Annotated in this window: 17 protein-coding genes; 10 read left to right on the top strand and 7 right to left on the bottom strand. The window is 48.9% G+C overall.

The window, feature by feature from the left end; translation table 11 throughout:
- Positions 1-48: 48 nt before the first annotated feature.
- The 3 genes from AC51G0_RS12395 to AC51G0_RS12385 form a co-directional block, all read right to left on the bottom strand.
- Positions 49-1,452: a nucleobase:cation symporter-2 family protein gene (locus AC51G0_RS12395; protein ID WP_496298793.1), complete on the bottom strand. Its 1,404-nt coding sequence runs from the start codon at positions 1,450-1,452 to the stop codon at positions 49-51.
- Positions 1,453-1,524: 72 nt separating this feature from the next.
- Entirely contained in the window at positions 1,525-2,013 is a 489-nt protein-coding gene (locus AC51G0_RS12390; protein ID WP_496298792.1) for a (2Fe-2S)-binding protein, read from the bottom strand.
- Positions 2,010-5,270, bottom strand: coding sequence for a molybdopterin cofactor-binding domain-containing protein (locus AC51G0_RS12385; RefSeq protein WP_496298791.1), 3,261 nt, complete (start codon positions 5,268-5,270; stop codon positions 2,010-2,012). The genes AC51G0_RS12390 and AC51G0_RS12385 overlap by 4 nt, the downstream gene beginning before the upstream one ends.
- Positions 5,271-5,829: 559 nt before the next feature.
- Here AC51G0_RS12385 and AC51G0_RS12380 point away from each other — a divergent pair.
- Positions 5,830-6,651, top strand: a complete 822-nt coding sequence (locus AC51G0_RS12380) for a DUF4037 domain-containing protein (protein WP_496298789.1) — start codon at positions 5,830-5,832, stop codon at positions 6,649-6,651.
- Positions 6,652-7,480: 829 nt separating this feature from the next.
- Positions 7,481-7,930 carry a hypothetical protein gene (locus tag AC51G0_RS12375; protein WP_496298788.1) on the top strand — a complete coding sequence of 150 codons (450 nt, stop codon included), beginning with the start codon at positions 7,481-7,483 and terminating at the stop codon, positions 7,928-7,930.
- Between the two features lie 128 nt (positions 7,931-8,058).
- On the opposite strand, the gene AC51G0_RS12370 is transcribed toward AC51G0_RS12375, so the two are convergent.
- From AC51G0_RS12370 to yqeC, 4 genes are all read right to left on the bottom strand, one after another.
- Positions 8,059-8,622 carry a rhodanese-like domain-containing protein gene (locus AC51G0_RS12370; RefSeq protein WP_496298787.1) on the bottom strand — a complete coding sequence of 188 codons (564 nt, stop codon included), beginning with the start codon at positions 8,620-8,622 and terminating at the stop codon, positions 8,059-8,061.
- 66 nt (positions 8,623-8,688) lie between these two features.
- Positions 8,689-9,135 carry a MauE/DoxX family redox-associated membrane protein gene (locus AC51G0_RS12365; RefSeq protein WP_496298786.1) on the bottom strand — a complete coding sequence of 149 codons (447 nt, stop codon included), beginning with the start codon at positions 9,133-9,135 and terminating at the stop codon, positions 8,689-8,691.
- A 131-nt stretch (positions 9,136-9,266) separates the two neighbouring features.
- Positions 9,267-10,865: a selenium-dependent molybdenum cofactor biosynthesis protein YqeB gene (gene yqeB / locus AC51G0_RS12360; protein WP_496298785.1), complete on the bottom strand. Its 1,599-nt coding sequence runs from the start codon at positions 10,863-10,865 to the stop codon at positions 9,267-9,269.
- Between the two features lie 44 nt (positions 10,866-10,909).
- Positions 10,910-11,731 (bottom strand): selenium cofactor biosynthesis protein YqeC, encoded by an 822-nt coding sequence (gene yqeC, locus AC51G0_RS12355; RefSeq protein WP_496298784.1) that lies wholly within the window; start codon positions 11,729-11,731, stop codon positions 10,910-10,912.
- A gap of 68 nt (positions 11,732-11,799) precedes the next feature.
- Between yqeC and mocA the strand changes: the two genes are divergently transcribed.
- The 8 genes from mocA (at position 11,800) to AC51G0_RS12315 (ending at position 25,489) form a co-directional block, all read left to right on the top strand.
- On the top strand, positions 11,800-12,402 hold the full coding sequence (gene mocA / locus AC51G0_RS12350; RefSeq protein ID WP_496298783.1) for a molybdenum cofactor cytidylyltransferase: 603 nt from the start codon (positions 11,800-11,802) through the stop codon (positions 12,400-12,402).
- Positions 12,403-12,873: 471 nt separating this feature from the next.
- On the top strand, positions 12,874-15,990 hold the full coding sequence (ygfK, locus tag AC51G0_RS12345) for a putative selenate reductase subunit YgfK (RefSeq protein ID WP_496298782.1): 3,117 nt from the start codon (positions 12,874-12,876) through the stop codon (positions 15,988-15,990).
- Positions 15,991-16,004: 14 nt separating this feature from the next.
- Positions 16,005-17,333, top strand: a complete 1,329-nt coding sequence (gene ssnA, locus AC51G0_RS12340) for a putative aminohydrolase SsnA (RefSeq protein WP_496298780.1) — start codon at positions 16,005-16,007, stop codon at positions 17,331-17,333.
- Positions 17,334-17,347: 14 nt separating this feature from the next.
- Complete coding sequence (locus AC51G0_RS12335; protein ID WP_496298778.1) at positions 17,348-19,534, top strand: xanthine dehydrogenase family protein molybdopterin-binding subunit; 2,187 nt, start codon at positions 17,348-17,350, stop codon at positions 19,532-19,534.
- Complete coding sequence (locus tag AC51G0_RS12330; protein WP_496298777.1) at positions 19,531-20,001, top strand: (2Fe-2S)-binding protein; 471 nt, start codon at positions 19,531-19,533, stop codon at positions 19,999-20,001. Before AC51G0_RS12335 ends, AC51G0_RS12330 begins: the two co-directional genes overlap by 4 nt.
- Positions 19,995-20,894 carry an FAD binding domain-containing protein gene (locus tag AC51G0_RS12325; RefSeq protein WP_496298776.1) on the top strand — a complete coding sequence of 300 codons (900 nt, stop codon included), beginning with the start codon at positions 19,995-19,997 and terminating at the stop codon, positions 20,892-20,894. Before AC51G0_RS12330 ends, AC51G0_RS12325 begins: the two co-directional genes overlap by 7 nt.
- Positions 20,895-21,815: 921 nt before the next feature.
- Positions 21,816-22,610 (top strand): molybdopterin-dependent oxidoreductase FAD-binding subunit, encoded by a 795-nt coding sequence (ygfM, locus tag AC51G0_RS12320; protein WP_496298774.1) that lies wholly within the window; start codon positions 21,816-21,818, stop codon positions 22,608-22,610.
- Positions 22,611-22,612: 2 nt separating this feature from the next.
- A complete protein-coding gene (locus tag AC51G0_RS12315) occupies positions 22,613-25,489 on the top strand; it encodes a molybdopterin-dependent oxidoreductase Mo/Fe-S-binding subunit (RefSeq protein ID WP_496298772.1) in 2,877 nt (958 codons plus the stop codon).
- The last annotated feature ends 161 nt before the right edge of the window (positions 25,490-25,650 follow it).

Genomic DNA, 25,650 nt, shown 5'->3' with positions numbered 1-25,650 from the left:
CAAGGAAAACCGGGCCTAGGCCCGGTTCGGTTTTAGCTCATCGATGGCTTATTTTTCTGCCGCCAACTGCTCAGCTCGTCGCGCTTTGGCTTGGAGTAGCCGCGCTGCGTGCTTGTCCGGTTTGATTAAGATCCCTTTTGCTGTCATTTTCTCGTCAGATGTCGCCTTTTTCTTCGATTTTGGCAATAGTTGGTTTAGAACGACGGTGGCTAGCGTACCGGTGGTGATCCCCGAGTGGAACACCATTTTCAGATCTTCGGGGAAGTGCTGTAGTAGTCTAGGCTCAAGGGTGACGGCCAGCCCGGAAGCAAGCCCGACACAGACAACCAATGCGTTACGTCTGGAATCAGCAGCATTGAGCAGCATTCGGATCCCCGCATAGGCAATCATCCCGAACATCACAAAACCAACCCCGCCAAGTACGGGTTTGGGAACGGTTACTGCCAGTGCTGCAAGTTTCGGAAACAGGCCGCCTAATACTAACAGGATACCGGTAACGGCAACCACAAAGCGGCTGGCAACACCACTGATCCCGACGATCCCGACATTCTGGCTGAAGCTGGCTACAGGCATGGCCGATAGCATTGCCCCGAAGGTACTGCCCAAGCCATCTCCGAGCAAGCCTTGCTTGAGATCCTTGCCGGATACCTCAACATGGCAGTTGCTACCTAAGGCCATAAAGTCCCCGGTGGCTTCTGCGACAACAACCAGGTAGACCAAGGTCATACTGATAATTGCTGGCATCGAGAAAGTCATACCGTATTTGAAAGGTTCAGGAGAAGCGACCCATTGTGCCTCGTATAGCTGGGTGAGATCGACCATGCCCATCGGGATAGCCAACACATAGCCAGCGGCCAGGCCAATGACAATGGCCGAGGCGGCAATGGCCCCTTTGCAAAAGACAGAGACACCGATCACCACAGCCAATGAGGCTGCTGCCAGAAAGATCTTGGGTAGCGAAGCAAAATCTGGATCGCCAGCAGGCGCATCACCGATCCAGTTCATCGCAACAGGTAGGATAGTCAGACCGATCAGGGTTACCACTACACCACTTACTAGGTTTGGAAACAGCTTGCGGATCTGTTCCATGTAGAAGCTGGCAATGATCACCATGAAGGATCCGACAAATGCCGCGCCTAGGATCGTCGACATTCCGGATGTTTTACCGATCGCGATCAGGGTGCCGAGAAAGGCAAAACTTGATCCCATGACCACAGGTAGGCGGATCCCGATAGGGCCGGCCCCGATACACTGGACAATGGTTGCAAGCCCTGAGACAAACAAGGAAGCGCTGATCAAAGTAACCACTTCACCTTCCGGCAGACCAATTGCCCCGCCGACTATCAACGGGACGGCCACAATACCACCAATGGAGGCCAGCATATGCTGAAGGGCCAGAAAGAAGGTCACCCCTTTGGGGGGCTTTTGGTTTAGGGTGTAGAGTAATTGCATGGTTGTTTCCTTACGCTAATGCGCTGATGATTTGGAACAAAGCAAGCCCCCTACATAGGCAGGGGGCTACAATTACAGAGCGATATCGTCGATGACGGCGTTTATCGCATTCAGGATCGGTTGATAGCCAGTGCAGCGACATAGATTGCCTTCAAGGGCATCGAGGATCGCGGCATTATCAGGCCTTGGATGCTTTTTCATCAGTGCCCATGTGCTCATCAGTACCCCAGGGGTACAAAAGCCGCACTGGACACCGCCTTTTTCAATGAATGACTGTTGCAAGTGCTGGGCAAGCGGGTCGTCTTTAAGTCCTTCAATTGTAACTACTTCAGCCTGGTTGCACTGTGCGGCCAATACCATGCAGGAACAGACGGCATTGCCGTTCATTACCACGGTACAGGCCCCACATTCACCCACGGCGCAACCTTCTTTGGTACCGGTAAGCCCGAGTTCATTTCGCAGCAAATCGAGCAGGCGGGTATTGCCATCAACCTCAAGTTGGTATTTCTTGCCGTTAACAGTGACTGCCAGCGGGGTTAGGTTTGTTGCCAACAGACTCATAGTGTTTCTCCTTGCGAAGGGGCGATGTTATGCGAAGACTCGGTATTCTCTGGTTGCATGCGGATATCATTCATCAAATCACGGAACATATTGAGGTAGACCGGCTGCTTGTAGACGGCAGACCAGCGACCGCCGATGGCAGAATCAATCATGTCCATCAGCACTTGGCTGGCCTGGTGGATACTTTGATCGGTTAGTGGCTTGCCTTCCAGTGCCTGTTCGGCGTTGGTGAGCCGCTGTGGCTTGCTAAACAATGCCCCGTCAACCAAACGGCACTCTCTAACTACACCACTGTTATCGGTGTCTATCAGGCACGTCAGGCTTAGTCGCGTAATGTTGAGTGCATTTCGTCGACCGAGCTGGCGGTAGTGCTGGATATAATGCGGGTGTGGCAGTTTTGGAATAAATACCCGGGTGAGCAATTCACCTTGCTGCAACTCGGTACGATAACCTCCTGTGATGAACTGAGACAGCGGCAATCGGCGGGTGGTATTGGCGGTACGCAGTTCAACATCGGCATCGTAGATGACGAGAGGGGGAACAGAGTCCGCACAGGGTGCAGCATTGACGATATTGCCGCCAATGGTTGCCCGGTTGCGAATTTGGTTTGAGCCAATAGTGTGGCAAGCCTCTGAGAGTAGTGGGAAATGCGCCTTCACCGCTGGATGCTCAGTCAGGCGGTTGAAGTTGATACCACCACCAATAATAACCTCATGGTCGGTCTCCTCAATACTGCAAAGCTCGTCCAGGTTAGCAATGTTGATCAGCTGGCGCGGTGTGCTTTGCAAACGCCCTTGTACCAGAATGTCAGTCCCGCCAGCGAGGGCCGTGGCTTGGCCGTTAGCAAGCAGAGCAAGGGCATCATCGAGCGACTGAGGGTTCTCGACGCTAAAGCCATTGAGGCGATGAGTCTGCTTTTTCTCTTCCGAAGCATGTACTAACTCACTTTGCCTGGCTGGTTTTCTAAGGTTGTAGCCAAGGTAAACCTGCTCAAGGGTCAGCGGCAGCTGGCGATGGCGAGTACCGGTGGCAAATGCAACGGCATTGGTAATGGCAACGGCGGCAAGCTCTGTAGCCGGCTCCCCGATACTCTTGGCCCCGAATGGCCCGCCGTTATCGGCATTCTCAACTGCCTGTATCGTTAGTGCCGGGATATCTTTGATTGTCGGTAGCAGGTAGCTATCGAGGTTTTCTGATTTGACGTTACCGTGCTCAATATTGAAGTCTTCGAGTACCCCTAGACCAACACCTTGTGCTATGCCCCCTGCAACCTGGCCTTCAAAGCCGACTTGGTTGATAACCTGGCCGACATCATGGACGGCTGTGATATCGAGCAGTTCAACTTTCCCGGTACTGGTATCGACCTTGAGATCGACAACCTGACAGCCATAGACCCAGGTGAAGTAGGGGGATCCGCAGCCTTTATCTTCGTCCCAATGGATTGCAGGTTGATCGAACCAGCCGTAGGCTGCAAGGTTGACCCTCGCCCATTTGGTGCTATTGGCCGCATCGGCAAAGGTTATTTGCCTAGCCGGATCCTGCTTGTTTTTTATTAGCCCATCAGCCCAGAGAGTCTGTTCTAACTTGGTAACCCCAAGATCGGTTTTGATCACCTCGAAAATCCGTTTTTTGAGAGTCTCGGCACCATTTTTTACGGCATTTCCACCTGTCATCGTCGCCCGTGATGCCACGGTGGGGCCGCCATCGGCAATCAGCGATGTCGGAGGCTCGACAAAGTTGACAGCATTCAGCTCAAGGCCCAGAACCTCGGCGGCAAGAGTAGACATTGTGGTCTGTAACCCTTGCCCGTTTTCACATACCCCGGTAGAGACGTTGACACTACCGTCGGCGTTGACAGTGACTAGAGCACTGGAGGTATCGACGCCCTCGGCACCCATTGAGCAGCCCCGATAGCTTAATGCCAGGCCGACACCATACTTAATGGGGTCGATTCCAGCATTCAGGCTACGGTAGTGTTCCTGCTTGGCCAGGAACTCAGACTGGACTGCGGCCTTGCGGAGCACTTCTGTCGCAGAGACCGTATGATTGTCGAATGGCTGGTTGGTAATGCTGTGGCTGCCTTGCTTCAAGGCATTGATTGCCCGTATTTCGATTGGATCAAGCTGGCAGGCCTCGGCGATTTCGTCCATCAGTGACTCGTTGGCAAAGATGATCTGCGGTGAACCAAATCCCCGCATCGCCCCTGACATACTGTTATTGGTGTAAACCCCTTTGATATCAACGCGGACATGATCGATGTCATAGGGGCCAGCTGCCTGAACTACAGATCGCCAAGTCACAAATGGCGTACAGGCGGCATAGGCACCGGCGTCGGCAAGGATATTGATTTTGATACCCTGAATGCGGCCGTCGCGGTTAAAGCCCACCTTGTAGTTCATGTGATAGGGGTGACGCTTGGTACTCTCGATGATGGACTGTTCACGGGTATAGCTGAATTTCACCGGTCGACCCGTGAGCGTGGCCATCAAGGCCGTTCTACAGGCAAGGTGATCGATGCCGTCATCTTTGCCTCCGAACGAGCCACCCATGACTGCGCGACAAACATTAACCTTGGCCTGGTTGATCCCCATGAAGCTGGCCACGAACCCCCGCACACGGTGAGGATTCTGAATCGATCCGGTAACGATGAGATCCCGTGAGGTCGGATCCTGATAAGCAGTCACAGACTCCGGTTCGATATAACCATGTTCCTGGAAGCCAACCCGGTAGGTGCGCTCAAGCATGACATCTGCATGTTCAATAGCTAGATCAGCATCGCCCTTGTGGGTATGGTGCTCGGCAACAATATTGGAACCTGATGCCGGATGAATAAGTCTCGCACCGCTCTCTAGCGCTTCATGAACCGTGCTGATCGGATCGAATGGTTCATAGTCTATCTTGATTTTATCGGCCGCCAGGCAGGCTGCTTCATAGGTTTCGGCGGCAACAACTGCAATCACATCACCGCTGTAGCGGACCAGATCGCTACAAATAGGCTGGTAGTCTCGAATGATAACCCCAGCGGTAGGGTCGCCAGGAATATCGTTGAAAGTAGCAATCCGTACCACGCCTTCAATGGCGTCAGCTTCAGATGTGTCAATGCTTAAGATTTTGCCCGCGGGAATATCGGTATAGCGACACACACCATACAGCATGCCGGGCAGTTTAATATCATCTCCATATATAGCCTGGCCTGTTACTTTGGCCTGGCCGTCTACACGGGGTAGGTCTTTACCTACGTGGTTGTAACGCGTCATGTATTACTCCCTCTTACATTGGCACGGTGTTAGCACCAATGACAAACAACTTGTTAATTTGAATTGCTGCATCGAGGAGGATTAAACACTGGCCTGTCTTGTAGTCAGCAAAACGACAGCAGGGTTTTCCCTTAGTTACGTGATTAACACCTTGAGGCCAGTGGCGACTTCGACACAGAGCAATAGGCAGGATTTAGACCATCTTGTAGTCAAATCAGAGGCTTACATTGTTAAACGTGATCTTAACGAGATATTGAGTGTCAGTTATTGGTCAATGGCAGCATTAAAAACGTTCACGCTAAGGAAAAGTATCCAAATGTGTGATAGCGCCACAGAGTGAAAGAAAGTGATGAATGAAAGTGAAAGTTGTTATTTATTAGCAAGTATCAAAATGATATTGAGTCGCTCGTTTTGATAGCTTTGAGGCAAACATCTCCCTTGTACAACTTCCGTGGATTCCCTTAACCGATTAATGTTAGTGATCGCACACATTGTGCATACTGATGTCGCTACCCTTCATACTTGTTGTGTTGGTTTATATAGAAAAGGAATTGCGAAAATGGGGAAGGCATATTTTGATCAGATGATGGATAGTCTAGCTCAATTGGATGAAGTTGAAGCGATTTTATTGGCAGGCTCAAGAGCAACTGATTCCGCGGATGATTTATCTGATTACGATGTTTATGTTTATGTTAGTGCAGAGGTACCGTTAGCAAAACGAGAAGAGATAGCGAGGAAATATTGCTCCTACATGGAGATAAATAATCAATTTTGGGAAACAGAAGATGACGGTATATTAAAGGATGGAACTGAAATTGAACTAATATACAGAGAGTTAAGTTGGCTGAATAATGAGCTTGAGCGTGTGCTTTTTCATTGTCAGGCAAGTACGGGTTACAGTACTTGCTTCTGGGCGAATTTGTTAAACTCAAAAGTACTATTTGATCGAAGTGGTAAAGCGGCAGAACTGATTAATAAGTTTCGAATTAGTTATCCAAGTAAATTAAGAAATAATATTATTGATAAAAACTATCCATTATTAAGTCAAAGCATGCCTGCTTATAGAAAGCAGATAAGTAAAGCGATTAGTCGCAATGATGCTATCAGTGTTAATCATCGTATTAGTGAGTTTCTGGCAAGCTATTTTGATATTATATTTGCCTTGAATAAAATCCCTCACCCCGGTGAAAAAAGGCTAATGGAGTATTCACTTTCTCAATGTGAATTACTACCTGCCGCATTTGAGGACAATATCAGTGAGCTATTAAGTCTGGGAGGGCGAATGAGTCCTTGTGTTGATCGTATTATTGAGCAACTTATTGTCTCGCTGGCTGATTTACTCCGACAGGAAGGCTTTGATAAAGCTAGATTGAAGACTTAAGCCTGTTGCATGCATAGAAAGATGTCAGCATCTGCCTGGACCTGTCTGGAAATAGGTTATTAGCTGCTTAGCAGGTTTATTATCAAAATTGAGTCGACGGGCCTCGCCGTGGTATTGGTTGAAGGCTCGTGGCGATTAAGCCAGATAAGAGTATAAGCTCTATTTTTAGTGGGTAAAACGCTGGAGGTATAGTCGATTATTCATAGAGGATGAAGTTGTTCCAACCGAAATAAAAGCAATACTCCACGTGTTTTATATCAACTCCTGTTTTGACATTAAATTGACAAAAATGGGGTGAATATCCCAAAATGAATTCTTCATATAAAACGTTTTTTACTCAGAGCGTTAGCTTAAAAAAGTTTAAAATTTCTCATAATCAAGACTTATAAAGGCAAAAAAGTGATGATTGATATTTGACTGAATATTATTATTCGTCATTATGTATTTTCTCAGTAAAAAGACGAGTCTCAAGAGTGATGAATTTTAAACTTATTGAAATTTTGGTTTGTTAATATTCCATATGAAATAAATTGTATCCCGCTTGTTAGTATGTTTTTTACTGTCTATTAAAGGTACTGGTTAGTACTGCCTGCATTGTTAGGCATGATGGCATTTAAAATAACACAGCCAAAGAAGTTATATACATTTGCTAAGGATGAATAAAAAGGATCTAGAAGTTAAATATCAATGACCTAAAGATAATAACCTAATTCAGTAATTGTTATCTAGTATCAATTTTTTGAAATGTCGGTATTAACGCACCTGGGGATTAGCACTCTAGTGAGTGGAGGTGCGCTGTATTTGCCTTTTTACATAGCAAGGATTAAAAATGAAAATAGCATTCGCGACTTTTTTCGCTTTTGCTGCTCTATCAACTAGTGCCAGTGAGTTTCGCATGACAATACCGCTGGCGAGCAAACATTACTTTTGTGCAAGTAAACAGTGTATTGAACTCAATGAAACAAATCTTGGCCTAGGGGTCGAGTATGCTGGCTACGGCATTATCAGTTTCGAAAATAGCTATTCTCGGCAGAGTGTTGCGGCATACAAGGCTTTTGAGTATGGCGTCAACCCTTACATGGGCCTGGGTATTCGTTTGGGTGGGGTGACAGGATACAAGGAGGAGTCAGGGATGGACGTGGTTCCACTGGCCCAGCCTTATTTTAGAGTACTCCCCATAGATTGGTTTAGTTTTAATTTGGGGGTAGCACCCGTTGGCATGATCGATACGAAAAACTATAACCTCGTTGTGACGTTAGATTCGCAAATTACGTTTTAGATAATCCCAGGTAATGCTTTGAAAAGAATAATCACATTGGTATAAAAGAGAAAAGGTGAGCTCCTCCCCACCTTTTCATTGTCCGGTTACTATTGGCGAGCAATTGCCGAATGGGCAGATCTGAGAGCTTATTCGCCTTCGGTTTCGAGCCCAGCGCCTTTCCACGCATAAATACCGCCCGGATAGCGATAGACATTGTCATAACCTAGCTTGATGGCCCATGCCGCGGCATTGTGGCTACGACCGCATTTTACAAAGCCGCAGTAGAAGACCAGGGTTTTGTCTTTGTTAGCGCCAAGCAATTTGGCAAAGCTCGCTTGGTTCTTGCCATCCGTTTCAGCAGTGTTCCATTCTGGCATTGAAGCGATTGGGAACTCAAATTGCAGTGCACTTGGGATATGTTCTTTCTTGTAGCTATCTTGATATGGCATTGCATCGACGATCAGTATCTCTTTCTTGCTGTCGAGCAGGGTTTTCAGGCCACGGGTATCAATCAACTGGTAGCCGCCAGCTAGTGTGTCAGTATGAAGTTTGATAGCGACTTGCTCAATCTGTACTTCAGTCTTAAATTTATTGTCAAACAGCCCAGCATTTGCCGTCAGGGGTAAGATCAGAAGGACTGAAGCGAGAATGAAAACATTGAGCCAGAAGCTACGGTGGGGACGTTGAAAGCGGTATTTACTGAGTAGCATGAAAGGATCCTTTTAGGTGTTATTCGCTGCAGAAAAGCAGCGAATATGAAATGAAAATTAAACAACTTAGGCTAAGTGTGCTTTGGTGCGAACAGGACGATGGGTGTTGAAATAGTGCAGTCCGCCAGTGATGGCAGTGACGAGCAACAGCACCAAGAACTGAGGCTCTAGCTCGCTATATACTTGTGATTCCAACGAGTCGGGTAGATAGCAACCGCAGTCGAAGTGTAGCCCCTGATACAGGGCTATACCGGAAGGAAGGGCATAGAGGGCCAGGCAGGCAATAATCGGTGCAATGGAGGTCAGTTCAGTAAATGCCAGCAGGGCGCACACTGCCAGGGCAAAGGGAAGGGCAAACGCCAGTACGTCAGCATACATAGCTGGTACCATCCCGGTATCTAACAGCAATAGTGCTGTCTGTTCGGGCAGGAAGAAGCCTTCCAGAGCGATGGCCGCAGCCGACATAAGTACGAAACTAGTAATGAAATGATGAACATATCCACGTGTTTTCATAGCGATACTCACTTCCTTTGATGGCGACGTGTTGATAAATATATCGACCTGCCGCCATGGTAACGATGCCCTGCTATGCCAGTAGCAATGCCACTGGCGAGTAGGTTTGCCAAATGGCCTGATGTTAATGATTAATTCAAGGCGGTATGCTCCAGGTGAAGCATGGCTTCGAGCACGCTGCCACCGATTGCCCGGGCTTTGTCGGAAACCGTGGTGAAATCAGCCTCGATACCCCGTGGGTCGATATCGCCAATTTTAAAACCTTCTGTCACGGTTAGCCCATCGTTGAGCAAGCCCCGCACCATGCCGCCGAGGGGAGCAATCACCGGATTGTCGCCAACATGGGCGATTACGTCGCCTTCTTCGACGATATCGCCAAGTTTGACGTGGTTATGCATAATCCCGTCGCATGGAGCGCGCAGGACACGCTGGTGGGTGTAGCCTGCTATATTGCCAGGGATCCCGGTATTTGCCTGTGTCACCCCATTGTAGATAATACGGCCTAGGTGGTGGCCCCGGTTGGTTTCGATAACGGCATCACAGTCTTCTCCGGCGGTAAAACCCGGGCCGAGAGCAATGGTGATTGGCGCCATGTCACGGGTTGTGCCCAGGTTGCGCTTCGCCAAAATCGCGTCGACAACAAAGGTTGGCTTGAGGTTGGCCAGTGAGCAGCAATCTTCGTCAACCATCACCGGAATTTTCTTGTCATCAAGGAGTTTAAATACCTCTTCGCAGCTTTTTGCTTTCTGGGCTGTAACGCCTTCAACTTCTGCCGGATCGCCGTATAGGCACTGGGCAAAAGAGACGGTGCAGCGAATGACTGTTGGCTGGGCAATATCGGTCATGACTACTTTAAAGCCTGCGTTGTGCAAGCGGACTGCGACACCAGTCGCGATGTCACCCGCACCCCGGATCAGTACCAGCTTGTTGCGCTTCAAACGCGTATCATCTTTCATTAGGCCACCAGCTGACTGATGCTTCACTTTTAGGATTTCAGCCATAATGCTGATGGCGATTTCATCGGGCGTCTCTGCGCCGATGTTGAAGCCAATAGGGGAATGGATAGCCTGGATGTGCGCTTCGCTGACATTGCATTTACGCAGGTGGTTGAACAAGGTTTGCACTTTGCGGCGGCTAGCCATCAGGCCTGTGTATTGGGTGTCGCAGTCGACGACCTTGGTGATGGCATCCTGATCTTGGTGGTTGGTGGCGATAACCACAAAGCTGTCTTTGTTGATATCCAGCTTGTCGATAGCATCTTCCATGCTCTGGCCAAGGACGCGTTTGGTTCCGGCCGGAAAATACTCCTCAGCCAGGCTGTCGGCATACGCATCGGCAACCGTAATATCAAACCCAAGCACATGGGCGGCATGGGCAACAGCGCGGTTGACGTGCCCGCCTCCAATCAATACCAAGCTTGGACGTAGGCCGTAAACATCGATGAAGACACTCATGGCACCGCCGCAGTCCATGCCCATCGCTTCGGGGCCAGAGCGTGTCATACGGCCTTTGACGACACGGGCCTTTCTCTCCTGCAGGGCTTCCAGCGATTGCTCGATAACATAGCGCTCAATCATACCGCCGCCGACCGTTCCGATGATCGAGCCATCGGCCTTGACGATCATTTGTCCTGAGTGGCGTGGTGCCGAGCCGCGTGTTTCAATAATATTTGCCAGTGCAAAAGGGATGTTTTGTTCTTCGAGTTGCGCTGCCTTTGCGAAAATGTTCATCAATCATGACCTCAATGTCTCACGACGGGGTGCGCTAGAAATGCCTAGCACCTCGTCAGTACGTCTTTCATCGGTGTGTGATTGTTCATTGCAGCAAGCCAGATGGCATCAAGTCGCGTGGTCTGAGTCATCACCTGCTGGGCTAACTGGGTCAGTTGCTGGTAGTTAGCGGCCAGGTCGATTTTATTTATTAACCAGACTTTGATGGCCTGTTCAGGGCTGTGCTTAAACATTCCTTGTTGATGTTCAATCAGTTTACCCAGTACGCGGTGGTCTATAATGTCACCATTTGCACATTGGGTGAGGGCAGAAAACGTGTTCCATCGATGAATTCTCTCGGGGGTTGCCCGAGTATGAATAGCTTCTGCACCGGTTACACCGATAACCATATCCGAGGTTATTGGAATGCAAGGCTCATGCCTGTCAGGAGCTTTAATGGGTAAACATTTGGCACCATCGGCTTCAATAATGAAAACTGTGAATGGTGAGTCATTTTTTAATTCGTTAATGAGCTCACTTGTGACGCCAGACACTTTATTTCTGGTGTTTTTATTGTTGCCGTTTTTTATGTTTCTGTAGCCAAAAGTGATGCTGGGATCAGGTGAGTGATTTGTTGTTCGTGTTAATGATGAGAGAGATGAATTATCAAGATTAATAAAGTTATCGGCCTGCTCTTGCTCGGGTAAAAACATCTTTGTCGTCGTACTGACAAATACATTATGCCCTTGTTTTTTGAACTGGTTAGCCAGCCAAAAAGCAGTCGTTGTTTTGCCACCGCCACCAACCAGGGAAATAACAAAAGGGGAAGTTACCAAGTGCCCGAATTGGGCTGAACGTAACGAGTAATAATGCGTTTCCGGTTTCATGTTGCCTCTTTTATCATGGCTAAAATAGTTATAGTGTTGTTGAAAGCATTAAATAGTGAGAAGTAACAATGAATCGTCCTAAACAAGTAGACTGTCTTATGCCTGCTGCCGGCTTGTCATCTCGTATGGGGCGCTGGAAGTTGATGCTACCTTACCAACACCATACGATCCTTGATGAAAGTATCGAAAATGCACTTCGCTTTTGCTCTAGGGTGGTACTGGTTGCGGGGTATCGAGGGGATGAACTGCTCCAAAGGTATCAAAATAAATCAGGTGTTGAGGTGATAGTTAATACTCACTATGAGCGAGGGATGTTTAGTTCGATCCAGCAGGGTGTTGGTTTGATAGAAACTGAACATTTCTTTATTTGTCATGGTGATATGCCTTGTGTGTCTCCCGAAATATATCAGCAAGTCTGGCAGCACAGAGGCCATCATACTGTGTTCCCAGGGACAAAAGCACAACCGGGACACCCGGTCTTGTTACCCTCTATTTTGATAGATAAAATACAAGCGGCAGGTATTGATAACAAAATGAAACGGATTATTTCCAGTCATGATGTTAAATACGTTGGCTTAACCAGGCCTGAAATTCACCTCGATGTGGATACACCAGAGGCTTACCGTAATTTGTGTCTGCGCTCACAGTCACCCTATCATATTGAGAATTGATAGCGTTATTTTATCAATTTGATATCAAGCTGAATAATAATTGGGTGATTGTCAGAAATCTTTTCTCCTGCCAAAATAAAAAATGAATGCCGAGCCATAATTCAATTTCTTTCCATTTTGTATTGCTATCATATTTATCGGTATCAAAGTGATAGTAATTTATTAATTTGATAGAAAATTCACTTTAATTAAGAATCATACTCATTTCAGTTATAATATTACAATTATTTACTCTCGATGCTTATATTGCGTGTGTTCACACAATTGCCCTTAGTTTCGACATCGGTCACGAAATTAACCATGAAAATTCACCTTAGTGATCTTGATTTTAAAGTTTGGCGCAGTAGTTGCTCAATAGGAACCATAGCTGGCTGATTTAATTCGGCCTATCACTCTGAGCCCTACGCATTGCACGACGAAATGTGCTGGCTGTGAAAATAGAACAAAAAAACAGCATCAAGGAGATTTATCATGGGAGACATCATGCGTCCCGTTCCGTTTGGCGAGCTACTTAATCGCATTTTTAGCGAGTATAAAGAGAGCCAGTCAATTTTTGGGATTCCATCGAAGCAATTTTACCGTAAGGATAATGCAAAGGACTTATCTGTATGGGGTGAGAACTGCGAGACTCCGGTAGGTCCGGCTGCAGGCCCGCATACCCAGTTGGCGCAGAACATCATTTGTTCCTGGCTTGCCGGTGGTCGTTTCATGGAGCTGAAAACAGTTCAGAAATTGGATCAGCTGGAAATTGCCAAACCATGTATTGATGCCGAAGATGAATGCTTCAATACCGAATGGTCAACGGAATTCACCCTGATCAAAGCCTATGATGAATACTTGAAAGCGTGGATTGCCCTTCACCTATTGGAAGAAGTATTCGCTCCGCGTGGTGAAGGCGAAGAGAAGTCCTTCATCTTCAACATGAGTGTGGGTTATGACTTGGCAGGTATTCAGACCGAACCGATGCAGAAATACATCGACGATATGGTCGACTCAAGCAAGCATGAAAACTTCCATGCTTATATTGCTGAGCTAAATGCGTTTATTGCTGATCCTGAGTTCGTACAAGAGTTTGGCTTCGAGCATCGTTTCGAACGCCTCAACAAGCTGTCAGACACCATTCCTGCTCAGCTAACCCGCGGTGTTACGCTTTCCACCATGCACGGTTGCCCACCGAATGAAATCGAAGCGATCTGTCGCTACATGATTGAAGAAAAGGGTATCAATACATTTGTAAAACTGAACCCGACGCTATTGGGCTTCGAGCGCGTGCGCGGAATTCTTGATAATGCTGGCTTTGACTATGTTGCCTTGAGCGAAGAGTCGTTCAGCCATGATCTACAAATTGATGACGCCAAAGCTATGCTGCATCGCCTGGTTGACTTGGGCAAAGAGAAAGGCATCGGTTTTGGGGTTAAGCTGACCAATACTCTGGGTACGCTGAACCGCAAAGGTCGTCTGCCAGACAAAGAAATGTACATGTCAGGCCGCGCTTTGTTCCCGCTATCAATCAATGTTGCGCTGGAACTATCCCGTGAGTTCGACGGTACACTACCGATTTCCTATTCAGGTGGTGCAAGCAAGTTCAACATTAAAGAAATCTTCGAAACCGGTATCCGCCCAATCACTATGGCGACCGACTTGCTTAAGCCTGGTGGCTACCTGCGTTTGGCCGACTGTGCCCAAGAGCTGGAAACCAGCGAAGAGTGGGGCATGCAGAAAGTTGACCTTGTCAAGCTCGAAGCATTGGCGGCGAAATCTCTGGTTGCTGACTATGTCCAGAAAGAGTGGCGTGGGCCTGAAGAGATCAGCGTGAAGAAGGCACTGCCTCTGAATGACTGTTATGTTGCACCTTGTGTCACGGCCTGCCCGATCAGCCAGGATATTCCTGAGTACATTCGCCTGATGGGCGAGCACAAGTACACTGAAGCGCTGGAAGTGATTTACTCGCGTAATGCCCTGCCTGCTATCACTGGCCATATCTGTGATCACCAGTGTCAGTACAACTGTACTCGCCGTGATTACGAAGGTGCGTTGAACATTCGTGAAATGAAGAAGATTGCACTGGCGAAAGGTTGGGATGAATACAAGTCCAAGTGGCATGAGCCGGACATGGCCAAGTCGAAGCAGCCTGTGGCTGTGATAGGTGCAGGTCCTGCAGGCTTATCAGCAGCGTACTTTATGGCACGTGCTGGCCACCCTGTTACTGTATTCGAGAAAGAGCACAATGCAGGTGGTGTGGTGAAAAACATCATTCCTCAGTTCCGTATTCCAGCCGAAGTTATTCAGCACGACATTGATTTCGTTAAGGATCATGGTGTTCATATCGAATACGGCTGCAACCCGAACATGACCGTAGATACGCTGAAATCAAGTGGCTTCAAGTATATCTGCCTGGGCATAGGTGCTGATAAGGGTAACCCAATCTCGCTCTCTGGCGACAATACTAATGTGTTCAAGTCTCTGGAATTCCTCCGCAGCTTCAATGATGGCGAGAAGCTGGAGCTTGGTAAACATGTAGCGGTTGTCGGTGCCGGTAACACCGCGATGGATAGTGCTCGTGCTGCCCTCAAAGTGGACGGCGTAGAGAAAGTGACCATCCTATACCGTCGTACGATTGCAGAAATGCCAGCGTACAAGGAAGAGTATGAAGAAGCCGTTGAAGATGGCGTTCAGTTCATGTTCCTGACCAATCCTGAGCAGTTTGATGCTGATGGCAAGCTAACAGCCCGTGTGATGGAGTTGGGTGAGCCTGATGAGAAAGGCCGTCGCCGTCCTGTTGCGACCGACAAAACTATTGAGCTTCAGGTTGATGCGCTAGTCACCGCTGTCGGTGAGCAGTCAAACCGTGATGTTCTGACCCGTATCGGTGTCCCAATGGGTGAAGATGGCTGGCCGGCTGTTGACGCGAAAACCTGTGAAACGGCTGTTGAGAATGTGTTCTTGATGGGTGATGCCCAAACTGGCCCTTCTTCGATTGTTTCAGCCATTTCCGGTGGTCGCAAAGCGGCAACGGCAATTTTGGCCCGCGAAACCCAGTTGGAGCAGCAGCAAGATGTGTCCTCTGACGTGAAGGCTGAGGCTGTTTATGCCCGTAAAGGGGATATTCAGGTCAAGATGATTAGCGCGAACAAGCTTGAAGAAGCTGACCGCGAAGACTTTATCGAGCAAGAAGCAAAACGTTGTTTGGAATGTTCGTATATCTGTAGCAAGTGTGTGGATGTGTGCCCGAACCGCGCCAATATTTCTCTGCCAATTCCTGGTTTCAAAGATCAGTACCAGACATTGCATATTGACGCTTACTGTAACGAATGTGGTAACTGTGCGCAGTTCTGCCCATGGGATAGCAAGCCTTACAAAGACAAGTTCACCGTATTTAACCTACGGGGTGACTTCGCCAACAGCACCAATGCCGGTTTCTATATTGAAGGCGAAGAAGTGCTAGTTCGCACCCAAGGCGAAACATATACCTTCAGCATTAATGCACAAAGCGAATTGGATATGCCTGAGTCGATGGCTGATGAAGCAACCATGATCAGCTATGTTCATGCACATCATAGTTATCTTCTTGGCAAAGTAGATGTTTAGGTGAGGAGTCAGGAATGTTATTACTAAAAAATGCAACGGCAGTGCAGTTTGAACCTGCACTGATCAAAGAAAGCGTTGATATCGTGATTGATGGCGGCGTGATCAAAGAAGTAGGTTCAAATTTGGCGGTGAAATACCCTGATGCCACTATCAAGGAGATGAAGGGTAAATTGGTCATGCCGGGCATTGTCTGCTCGCATAACCACTTCTACTCTGGCCTTGCTCGCGGCATCATGGCCGATATCAAGCCAAGCCCAGATTTCATCTCGATACTGAAGAATCTGTGGTGGCGGATGGACCGCGCGCTTGACGAAGAAGCCCTTTACTACAGCGGCCTGATCTGCTCGCTGGAAGCGATTAAAAGCGGCTGTTCGGCAGTGATTGACCACCATGCCTCGCCTAACTATATTGCGGGCTCGCTCAATACCCTGCGCAAGGGCTTCATGAAAGCCGGACTGCGCGGTATGACTTGCTTTGAAACTACCGACCGCAACGGTGGCATGAAAGAAATGATGGCGGGTGTCGAGGAGAACATTGCCTTTGCTCAGCTTATCGACCGTGCCAAGGCCGAAGGCGTCGAACCCTATCTGGTAGAAGCGCATATCGGTGCCCATGCTCCATTTACCGTGACCGATGAAGGGTTGGGTATGATGGCCGAGGCTGTACAGGCAACTGGCCGTGGTATACACATCCATGTGGCGGAAGATCGCTACGATGTGACCCATAGCCACCATCATTACAACCAGGATATTGTCGAGCGCCTTGATAGCTTTGGCTTGATCAACGAGAAAACCCTGCTGGCGCATGGCTTGTTCTTGTCTGATCGCGATATCGATATCTTAAATGCTAAAGATGGCTTCCTGGTCCACAACGCCCGTTCAAACATGAACAATAATGTGGGTTACAACAACAAGCTAACTCGCTTTAAGAATGTGGCCCTGGGTACCGATGGAATCGGCGCTGATATGTTCGAAGAGCTCAAGTTTGCCTTCTTCAAGCATCGCGATGCGGGTGGTCCGCTATGGCCGGATAGCTTCTTGCGCAACCTTTGGAACGGTAATGAAATCCTTGCCCGTAACTTCGGTGCCAAGTTCGGCCGCCTGGATGCAGGCAACAAAGCGGATCTGACCATCCTCGATTACACCAGCCCAACGCCGTTTGTGGCCGATAACGTGCCGGGACATATTGCGTTTGGCATCAATGCGGGCAACGTCAACAGCGTTATTGTTGAAGGTCGCTTCGTGTATGAGGACCGTGCATTCCCATTCGATGTGGCACCTATCTATGCAGAAGCAAGCAAGGTAGCCCAGCGTGTTTGGAAAACCATGGACCAATTAGACTAATGTGAGATCCCGCTATGGATACGGTTAATACTCGATTCAAGTGGTCTGAAGCCACTGGTGAAGCTAAGTATATTGCCGACCGCCATTACGAGGGACTATTAGAAGGGCGGTTTTACCGCTCTTCTTGCCCTAGAGGCGTCATAAAATCGGTTAAGATCCCGGACATGCCGGAAGGTTACCACTTGTTTGGTGCCGACGATGTGCCGGGACAAAATGTACTACCCATTGTTGAAATTGACTGGCCAGCCTTTGCTGACAAAGAAGTGCGCTTCGTCGGCCAGGTTATCTTTTTGTTGGTTGGCCCCAACCCCGATGTAATAGAACAATTACTGCAACAAATTAAGGTCGAATATACACCGCTGACGCCTGCGTATACGATTGAGCAATCGAAAGCACTCATCGATGGCGCCATTCATTCAACAAACAATGTACTTGATACTCATACGTTGACTAAAGGTGATATCGACGAGGGCTTTGCCCAGGCTGTGACGATTATTGAAGAAACGTGCAGCACGGGGTATCAAGAGCATATCTACCTCGAAACCCAAGGCTGCGTGGGTTACCCCAAAGACGGCAAAATCGTTATTGAAGGCTCGATGCAGTGCCCCTTCTATGTTCATCACTGTATGGCAGTGCTACTCGGCCATGACAAGGTTCGCGCTATCCAGTGCCCGACTGGTGGTGGCTTTGGTGGCAAAGAAGATTACCCTGATGTTCTCGCCGGGCCGTTAGCCGTTGCGGTTGAGAGGCTGCAACAGCCGATCCGGATAGTCCTGGAGCGCAGCGAAGACATCCAGTTTACGTCGAAGCGCCACCCGGTTGAATTCCATTACAGAACCGGGATTGATGCTGACGGCAATATTGTAGCGATGGATTTGAAGTTCGATATCAACTCCGGCGCCTACCTCAGCCTTTCAGGCATTGTTCTGCAGCGCTCTCTTACCACTGCCACCAATGTCTACGATATTCCCAATGTGCGGGTTGAAGGGCATGCCTGGACCACCAATACGGTGCCGACCGGTGCTTTCCGCGGTTTTGGTTCGCCACAGAATTGCTTCTGTATGGAAACCCACATGAGCCATATCGCCAAGCAGCTTGGCGAAGAACCTGCTGCCTTCAAGCATCGACATTTCCTTAAATCGGATTCTACCACCCTGACCGGGGCCAAGATATTTGGTGATCTGGTACTGGATCAAATGATGGAACGGATCCTGAGTTTGTCCGACTACAACACCAAAACTGCGCTCTATGCTTTCCAGCCCGAGATCCATGAGCAATGCCTGGGTAGCGGAAAACGCAAAGGGATTGGTTTGGCGGTATTCCAGCACGGCTGCGGTTTTGCAGGCGATTTGGAAGATACTCTAGTGCGGGCAAGGATACGCTTGATCAAGCTTGCTGACGGCACTGTTCAAATCCTGGCTTCCAATACCGACATCGGCCAGGGATTGAGCCTGACGTTCCGCAAGATTGTTGCTGAAACGCTGAATAAGCCTTTGGATACCATCCAGTTGGCAGTACCTGATACTGGCATCGTTCCGGACTCCGGCCCGACGGTGGCTTCCCGTTCGATCTTGATCGTCGGTTATCTACTGGAAAAAGCCGCACAAAAACTGCAGCTAAACTGGCAGGAAGGCGAACCGCAGGAAATCGAAGAGGTCTATCGAAAGCCGGACTATCACGTTTGGGATCAAAGTACCTACCAAGGCAATGCGTATCAGGCAACCAGTTATGGAGTCAATGCGGTTGAGGTCGAGGTCGATATGGCCACCGGCGAGACCGATATCATTGGTGCCTGGGCAGTGTATGACATTGGCCGGGCAATTGATCCTACCGTGTTCAAGGGTCAGATTGATGGCGGCTTGGTTCAGGCACTCGGCTATGGCAGCTGTGAAAAACTGGAAATGAACAAAGACGGTGTCTTTGCCCAGAAGACCATGGCTGACTATGTGATCCCGACGGCGTTGGATGTACCGTCAATTGGAAGTGATTTGGTTGATAACCCATACCCGTTTGGTCCGAATGGCGCCAAAGGGGGAGGAGAGCTGACCCACAACGGCGGGGCGGCGGCATTTGCCGCGGCAGTGGAATCAGCAATAGGTAAGCCGATGTCATCAATACCCGTGACACCGGAGAAAATCTGTCAGGCCCTATACCGGGGTGAACAGGCAGGACAAGCAGTAGATGGAGGGAAGGCGAAATGAAGATCGAGTTCTATTTAAACAATGAGCTGGTCGAGGTAGATGCCGACCCAATGAAATCACTATTGAACACGTTGCGCGAAAATCTCAGCAAAACGGCGACCAAAGAAGGATGTGGTGAAGGAGAGTGCGGGGCGTGTTCGATCCTGTTTAATGGTAAGATGGTTAATGCCTGCATGATGCCCATTGCCCAGGCTGAAGGGGCAAGGCTGATGACCCTGGAAGGGTTGCGGCAGAGCGAAAAGGGCCAGTGTGTGATCAATGCTTTGCTGGAAGCCAAAGGGGTTCAGTGTGGCTTTTGTACGCCGGGTATGGTGTTGGCTCTGTATGCGCTGCTTGATGTTAATGCCAAGCCAACTGAGCAGGAAATTCGTACTGCTATTTCCGGTAACCTTTGTCGTTGCACGGGCTACGGCATGATTGTCGATGCTGCCCGGATCGCCGCCGAAAAAGGAGAAGGGTTATGGTAGAGGTTTATCGTCCTGACACTTTAGAGCAAGCGTTAGATAAGCTGGCGGTTGGCGACCATACTCTGTTCTCCGGCGGTACGGACCTGATGGTGCAGCACAGTGTCAGGCCGGGTATGACACCAAGTTTTACCCAAGATGTAGTGTTTGTGGATGCTATCGATGAGCTCAAGCATATCACCCAAGCCAGTCTCGAGCCGCAAGTAGAAGGTGATACAGCTTCGGCACTATTTATTGGTGCCGGGGTTACCTTGAATGACATCGAAAAGCATTCGTTGGTGCCAGATGTATTGCGTCAGAGTGTCGCCAAAATTGCCGCGCCAGCCCTGCGAAATCGTGCCACCATGGCCGGGAATATCTGCAATGCCTCTCCGGCTGCAGACTCGCTGCCAGCACTTTATCTGCTTGATGCCCGTGTGGTGTTGTCGTCGCTACAGGGACAACGCGAAATGGCGCTGGAAGATTTCATTCTGGCGCCTGGTCTTACTCAGCTAAGACAAGGGGAGATGCTGACCCATGTGGTGATCCCGCAATCAGAACTACCAATCACCTTTTACCACAAGGTTGGCACCCGTGCGGCCAATGCGCTGACCAAGCTGTCTGTCGCCGGGTTGGCAAAGGTGCATAAAGGCCGTACTGGCAAAGGAAAGCTGGTGGACTGGCGGGTTGCCTTTGGCGCCGTCGGGCCAACGGTTGTCCGCAGCCGTGAGCTGGAATCGTTGTTAATTGGTCAGCCAACCGAAAAGTTAGCTAAATCAAGGTTTATCGACGAATTTGTCTCCATGTACAGCGAAATTATCCGCCCAATTGACGATCAACGTTCAACAGCTGAATATCGTCATCAAGCGTCCCTCAATCTATTAAGGCGCTGGCTCAGCCAGCTTAGCGTCCAGTAGGTTAGAACTATCCTCTTATTTTCTTATCTTTCATGTTTGGGGGCGGTGGCCCCCTTTTTTTTTGCCTGAATAGAGTACTGAAGGCAACAAGCTTCTAAACAGGACGTGTGAGCCTAAATCACAGTGTTATTGTTGATAATTATACCAAGCTGAACAATTATCTGGTCTATCAGCAAGCTTGAAAAGGTTCAGATACAAGGCGCTTGATTGCAGGTGTATTCATATCCACCAAAATCGAGCAACACAGTAGCTGAGCCTTTGCAACTTGCCCTTCGGGAGCATGCCAGCCGCTCGATATCTGCCCCAAATCGCTCTGATTGGATCAGATAATTATTCAGTTTGGTATTACTATTAGGTTTTCTGCCTGTTGAGACTTTTCCCAAATTCACAAAGTTGGTCAGATTCTTATATTGTCAAACGCTATCCTACTTAGATGATTCGATTCGTGGTGAAGATTTGAAGTTGACCATTGAAAAACGACATGAAGTTTGGGAAATCATTGACTATCAAAAAGAAGTTTTATGTTGGCGAGATAAAGTTGTGGAAGAAGGGCACAGCTACTGTTTATGAATTAAATTATTCGGACTCCAGAGCAGCTATCACTCTTGATAGTTATCAATTTGATAGTGGAAATATTATTTTGATAGATAATTCCTGCGGACTGAGAAGCAATCTTATTTGGTATGGCTTAAATGTGTTCGTCCCTCCAATGAATCAGAATATGGCCAATGACTTAGATCCCATTTCGGCCCCGATTTCTGACCGTGCTCACGAAACTCACTTCTTATCAAAGTGACTGCCAAGCTTGGCTCAATAGTTGCCTTTTTACTGCTTAAGAAATTTAAAAAGACCTTCATTACCTCTGTTTTTAAAGAGATGCATGAATTTAAAAATAAGTAGAATTCTAAAAAGGTAAGAAAAATGATTGAACACTACTTGAGACCGGACTCTACTGCCCAAGCACTCGACCTAATGCAGCAGCATGCTGGCGCTGCAACCTGGTTTGCTGGTGGCTCCAAACTCAATGCTGCTCCGAGCAAAACCGATAAAACGGTGGCAATTTCGCTTGATAACCTGGCTTTCGACAAAATTGAACAACACGGTGACGCCCTGCATATTGGTGCGATGTGCCATATTCAGAGTTTGATTGACAGCGAACTGGTCCCTGTTGCGCTTAAGCAGGCTGCTGCATTTATCTATTCTCGTCATGTGCGTAACCAGGCCACCTTAGGTGGTGAGATTGCAGCACTCCAGCCTGAGGCTCTGCTGGTACCGAGCCTGATAGCACTCAAAGCACGCGTTGTGTTGGCTGATGGCCGCGAAAGTGAGGTTGAAGAGTACATTGTCGCTGAAAAGCGCGACCTGATCGCCACAGTCATCATTCCGGATGTGAACCTAACCTGCATTGGTTACAACATTGCGCGCTCTGCAGCGGGTTTGGCAATAGTTACGGCTGCTGTTTCTATCGACAAGGCAGGTAACAAAATCATTGCCCTTGATGGTGTTTCTCCACTTCATGAGGGAGCGGCCAGACCGGTTCGCTTGCGTGATGTCGAAAGCCAAGATCTGAAAGGCGAGCTACTAGAACAAGCGGTGGCCGATGCGGTACACCCTATTGCCGATATTCGCGGCGGTGTTGAATACAAACGTTATATTGCCGGAGTCGTCGTGACTGATTTGCTGGCTGAGTGCCAGCATTTGGCAGAGGAGGCGTAACCATGACTATTAAATTTACTCTAAATGGCCGCCCTCAGGAACTTCAGTGCCAGCTTGGCGAAAACGTACAAAAGTTGTTGCACGGTATGGGTCTTCACTCTGTGCGTAACAGTGATGATGGATATGGCTTTGCCGGATCAGACGTCATTTTGCTAAATGGTGAATTGGTGAATGCGTCTTTGCTGATAGCTGCCCAGCTGGAAGGTGCGGAAGTGAAAACCGCTGAATCACTCAGCACGCATAACAAGCTAGGTGTCGTCCAGCAAGCCATGATTGATGTCGGTGTGGTCCAGTCGGGTTACAACGATCCTGCGGCTGCTTTGATCTTAACTGAGCTGCTTGAGCGCATTGCGGCGCCGACTCGTGAGGAAATCGATGATGCGCTCTCTGGACTATTTAGTCGAGATGCCGGTTATCAGCAGTTCTATCAAGTGGTGGAGTTGGCGGCGAAGCGTAAGAATGCACCTGAACATACCGAAGAGGTTGCACCAGAATTTTGTGATGAACTGGACGTCGTCGGTAAAGTGAGTCCGAAAGATGATTCAGTGAAAATGGTTCAGGCCAAGCCTTGTTATGTTGAAGATCGTATTCCGGCGGATGCCTGTGTCCTTAAGGTGCTGCGCAGCCCGCATCCACATGCGTGGATCAAACGTTTAGATGTGAGCAAAGCTGAAGCACTGGATGGGGTTGTCCATATCATCACCCATGAAAACTGCCCAGATATTCCTTACACTCCGGGTGGCCAGACTGGCCCTGAGCCGTCACCGCTTGACCGCCGTATGTTCTGCCAGAAACTGCGTCATGTGGGTGACCGTGTGGCTGCCGTTGTTGCGGAAAGTGTTGAAATTGCAGAAGCTGCGTTGAAACTGATTGAAGTTGAATACGAAGTGCTTAAGCCAGTGATGAGCATAGATGAGGCACAAGCAGCCGATGCGCCGATCATTCACAACGAGCCGATTGAGTATTTGGCGGGTGCGCCTGCTGATTTAGATGAGCAGAATAAAAATGCTGATCCGCGTGAAGGCAAGCTGATTGTCAATTTCCCGATCGGTTGTGAGCCGCGCAAGAACATTGCTGCTGCCGTTCAGGGCCAGATCGGTGATATCGACCAGGGCTTTGCTGATGCAGACGTGATCTTTGAGCGTACTTACGAGTCTAAGCAAGCCCAGCAGGCACCAACAGAAATGCATATCTGTTATGCCTATATGGATGGTAACCGCGTCGTTATGCACGCTTCAACGCAGGTGCCGTTCCACGTACGCCGTCAGGTAGCGAAGATCTTGGACATTAAACAGAACCGTGTGCATGTCGTTAAAGAACGTGTTGGCGGGGGCTTTGGCTCCAAACAGGATATATTGGTCGAAGACTTAACCGCGTTTGCTACCTTCACAACTGGCCGTCCGGTTTATTTGCACTACACCCGTGAAGAAGAGTTCACTGCGTGTTCAACTCGCCACGTTGCGAAAGTGAACCTGAAAGTGGGTATGAAAAAAGACGGTACGTTGACGGCGATCGACATGGACTTCCAGGCCAATACTGGTCCTTATGGTAACCACGCTTTAACCGTGCCTTCAAATGGCCCTGCGCTGTCATTGCCGCTTTACCCGATTGATAACGTGCGCTTTAAGGTCACGACGTATTACTCAAACATCTGTCCAACCGGGGCCTACCAGGGGTACGGGGCACCGAAAGGGGTGTTTGCGTTAACCATGATGCTGGCAGAATTGGCTGAAGAGCTGGATATGGACCTGCTCGATATCATCGAGAAGAACCGTGTCCACGAAGGTGATGCGCTGAAGATCAAAGGTGCGGTCGGCGAGGGTGATCTGCCTGCTGAGCCACCTCGCGTACTCTCTTGCGCGCTGGACGAAGTCTTACGTCAGGGACGTGAAGAGTTCGGTTGGGACACGCCAAAAGAAGACTTAGGTTCAGATTGGACGGTAGGCCGTGGTGTTGCCATTATCCAGCAGAAATCAGGGATCCCTGATATCGACCAGGCGAACTGTAAGGCCAAACTGGCGTCTGACGGTACCTTGATTGTTCATTCTGGTGGTGCCGATATCGGTACAGGCCTTGATCTTGTGGTGGGCAAAATTGCGGCTGAAACGCTGAAGATGCCATTAGAAGAAATCACGGTGATCTCGGGCGATACCGACCACTGTCCGTTTGATAAGGGTGCATATGCATCTTCAGGTACTTGCTTCTCGGGTAATGCTGCGAAGAAAGCGGCGGAAGCCATGCGCGAACGTATCTTGATGTGCGGTGCCGAGATGTTGGGTGCAGAGGTTACTGACGTGAAACTGGTCTTCCCTGCAACCGTTGAAGGCAAAGACGGCAAGCAAGTGACCTTTGGTGACATCGCTCATCAGGCTGAAGGCGGTAAAGGCTGGGGCCAGCTGCTGACCAGTGGTAGCTTCATTACCTCTGATTTTGCCTTCCCTTATGGTGCGAACTTCGCCGAAGTAGCGGTCAATACCCGTACCGGTGAGATCAAACTCAACAAGTTCCATGCCTTGCTTGACTGTGGCACACCAATCAACCCTGATTTGGCTCTGGGCCAGATTTACGGTGCCAGCATGCGCGCCATTGGCCACAGTATGTGTGAAGAGCTAATGTACGACGAAAACGGGGTGCCACTGAACACCGATCTGAAGAGCTACGGTGCTCCTATGATCGGCGATATTCCACGTGATTTCCGTGCGGCTTTGGTGCCAAGTGATGATCCTGTCGGCCCGTTTGGTGCCAAGTCAATCTCCGAAATTGGCGTTAATGGTGCCGCACCGGCGATTGCTACCGCGATTCATGATGCCTGCGGGGTGTGGATCCGAGAATGGAACTTCACACCAGAGAAGGTGCTCAGAGGTCTTAATAAGCTCTAAGTAATACGAAAAGCGGTTAATTTTCAGGGGATGGGAAATGGCCGCTTTTTTTATATATCGATTGATATTTATTACGAGTGAGCTGTCATAGCTTGGCCGGTATTGACTGAAGATGTATTCAGTTGTGGTGTTATAGGGTGAGGCAACACTTGGCTAAGAGC

Source organism: Photobacterium sp. HL06, from assembly GCF_059552575.1.
This window is presented reverse-complemented; position numbering and strand designations above follow the sequence as displayed.

Bases quoted from the DNA above. Each gene is read 5' to 3' on its own strand.
- AC51G0_RS12395 (WP_496298793.1), bottom strand. From the start codon at position 1,452: ATGCAATTACTCTACACCCTAAACCAAAAGCCCCCCAAAGGGGTGACC.
- AC51G0_RS12390 (WP_496298792.1), bottom strand. From the start codon at position 2,013: ATGAGTCTGTTGGCAACAAACCTAACCCCGCTGGCAGTCACTGTTAAC.
- AC51G0_RS12385 (WP_496298791.1), bottom strand. From the start codon at position 5,270: ATGACGCGTTACAACCACGTAGGTAAAGACCTACCCCGTGTAGACGGC.
- AC51G0_RS12380 (WP_496298789.1), top strand. From the start codon at position 5,830: ATGGGGAAGGCATATTTTGATCAGATGATGGATAGTCTAGCTCAATTG.
- AC51G0_RS12375 (WP_496298788.1), top strand. From the start codon at position 7,481: ATGAAAATAGCATTCGCGACTTTTTTCGCTTTTGCTGCTCTATCAACT.
- AC51G0_RS12370 (WP_496298787.1), bottom strand. From the start codon at position 8,622: ATGCTACTCAGTAAATACCGCTTTCAACGTCCCCACCGTAGCTTCTGG.
- AC51G0_RS12365 (WP_496298786.1), bottom strand. From the start codon at position 9,135: ATGAAAACACGTGGATATGTTCATCATTTCATTACTAGTTTCGTACTT.
- yqeB (WP_496298785.1), bottom strand. From the start codon at position 10,865: ATGAACATTTTCGCAAAGGCAGCGCAACTCGAAGAACAAAACATCCCT.
- yqeC (WP_496298784.1), bottom strand. From the start codon at position 11,731: ATGAAACCGGAAACGCATTATTACTCGTTACGTTCAGCCCAATTCGGG.
- mocA (WP_496298783.1), top strand. From the start codon at position 11,800: ATGAATCGTCCTAAACAAGTAGACTGTCTTATGCCTGCTGCCGGCTTG.
- ygfK (WP_496298782.1), top strand. From the start codon at position 12,874: ATGGGAGACATCATGCGTCCCGTTCCGTTTGGCGAGCTACTTAATCGC.
- ssnA (WP_496298780.1), top strand. From the start codon at position 16,005: ATGTTATTACTAAAAAATGCAACGGCAGTGCAGTTTGAACCTGCACTG.
- AC51G0_RS12335 (WP_496298778.1), top strand. From the start codon at position 17,348: ATGGATACGGTTAATACTCGATTCAAGTGGTCTGAAGCCACTGGTGAA.
- AC51G0_RS12330 (WP_496298777.1), top strand. From the start codon at position 19,531: ATGAAGATCGAGTTCTATTTAAACAATGAGCTGGTCGAGGTAGATGCC.
- AC51G0_RS12325 (WP_496298776.1), top strand. From the start codon at position 19,995: ATGGTAGAGGTTTATCGTCCTGACACTTTAGAGCAAGCGTTAGATAAG.
- ygfM (WP_496298774.1), top strand. From the start codon at position 21,816: ATGATTGAACACTACTTGAGACCGGACTCTACTGCCCAAGCACTCGAC.
- AC51G0_RS12315 (WP_496298772.1), top strand. From the start codon at position 22,613: ATGACTATTAAATTTACTCTAAATGGCCGCCCTCAGGAACTTCAGTGC.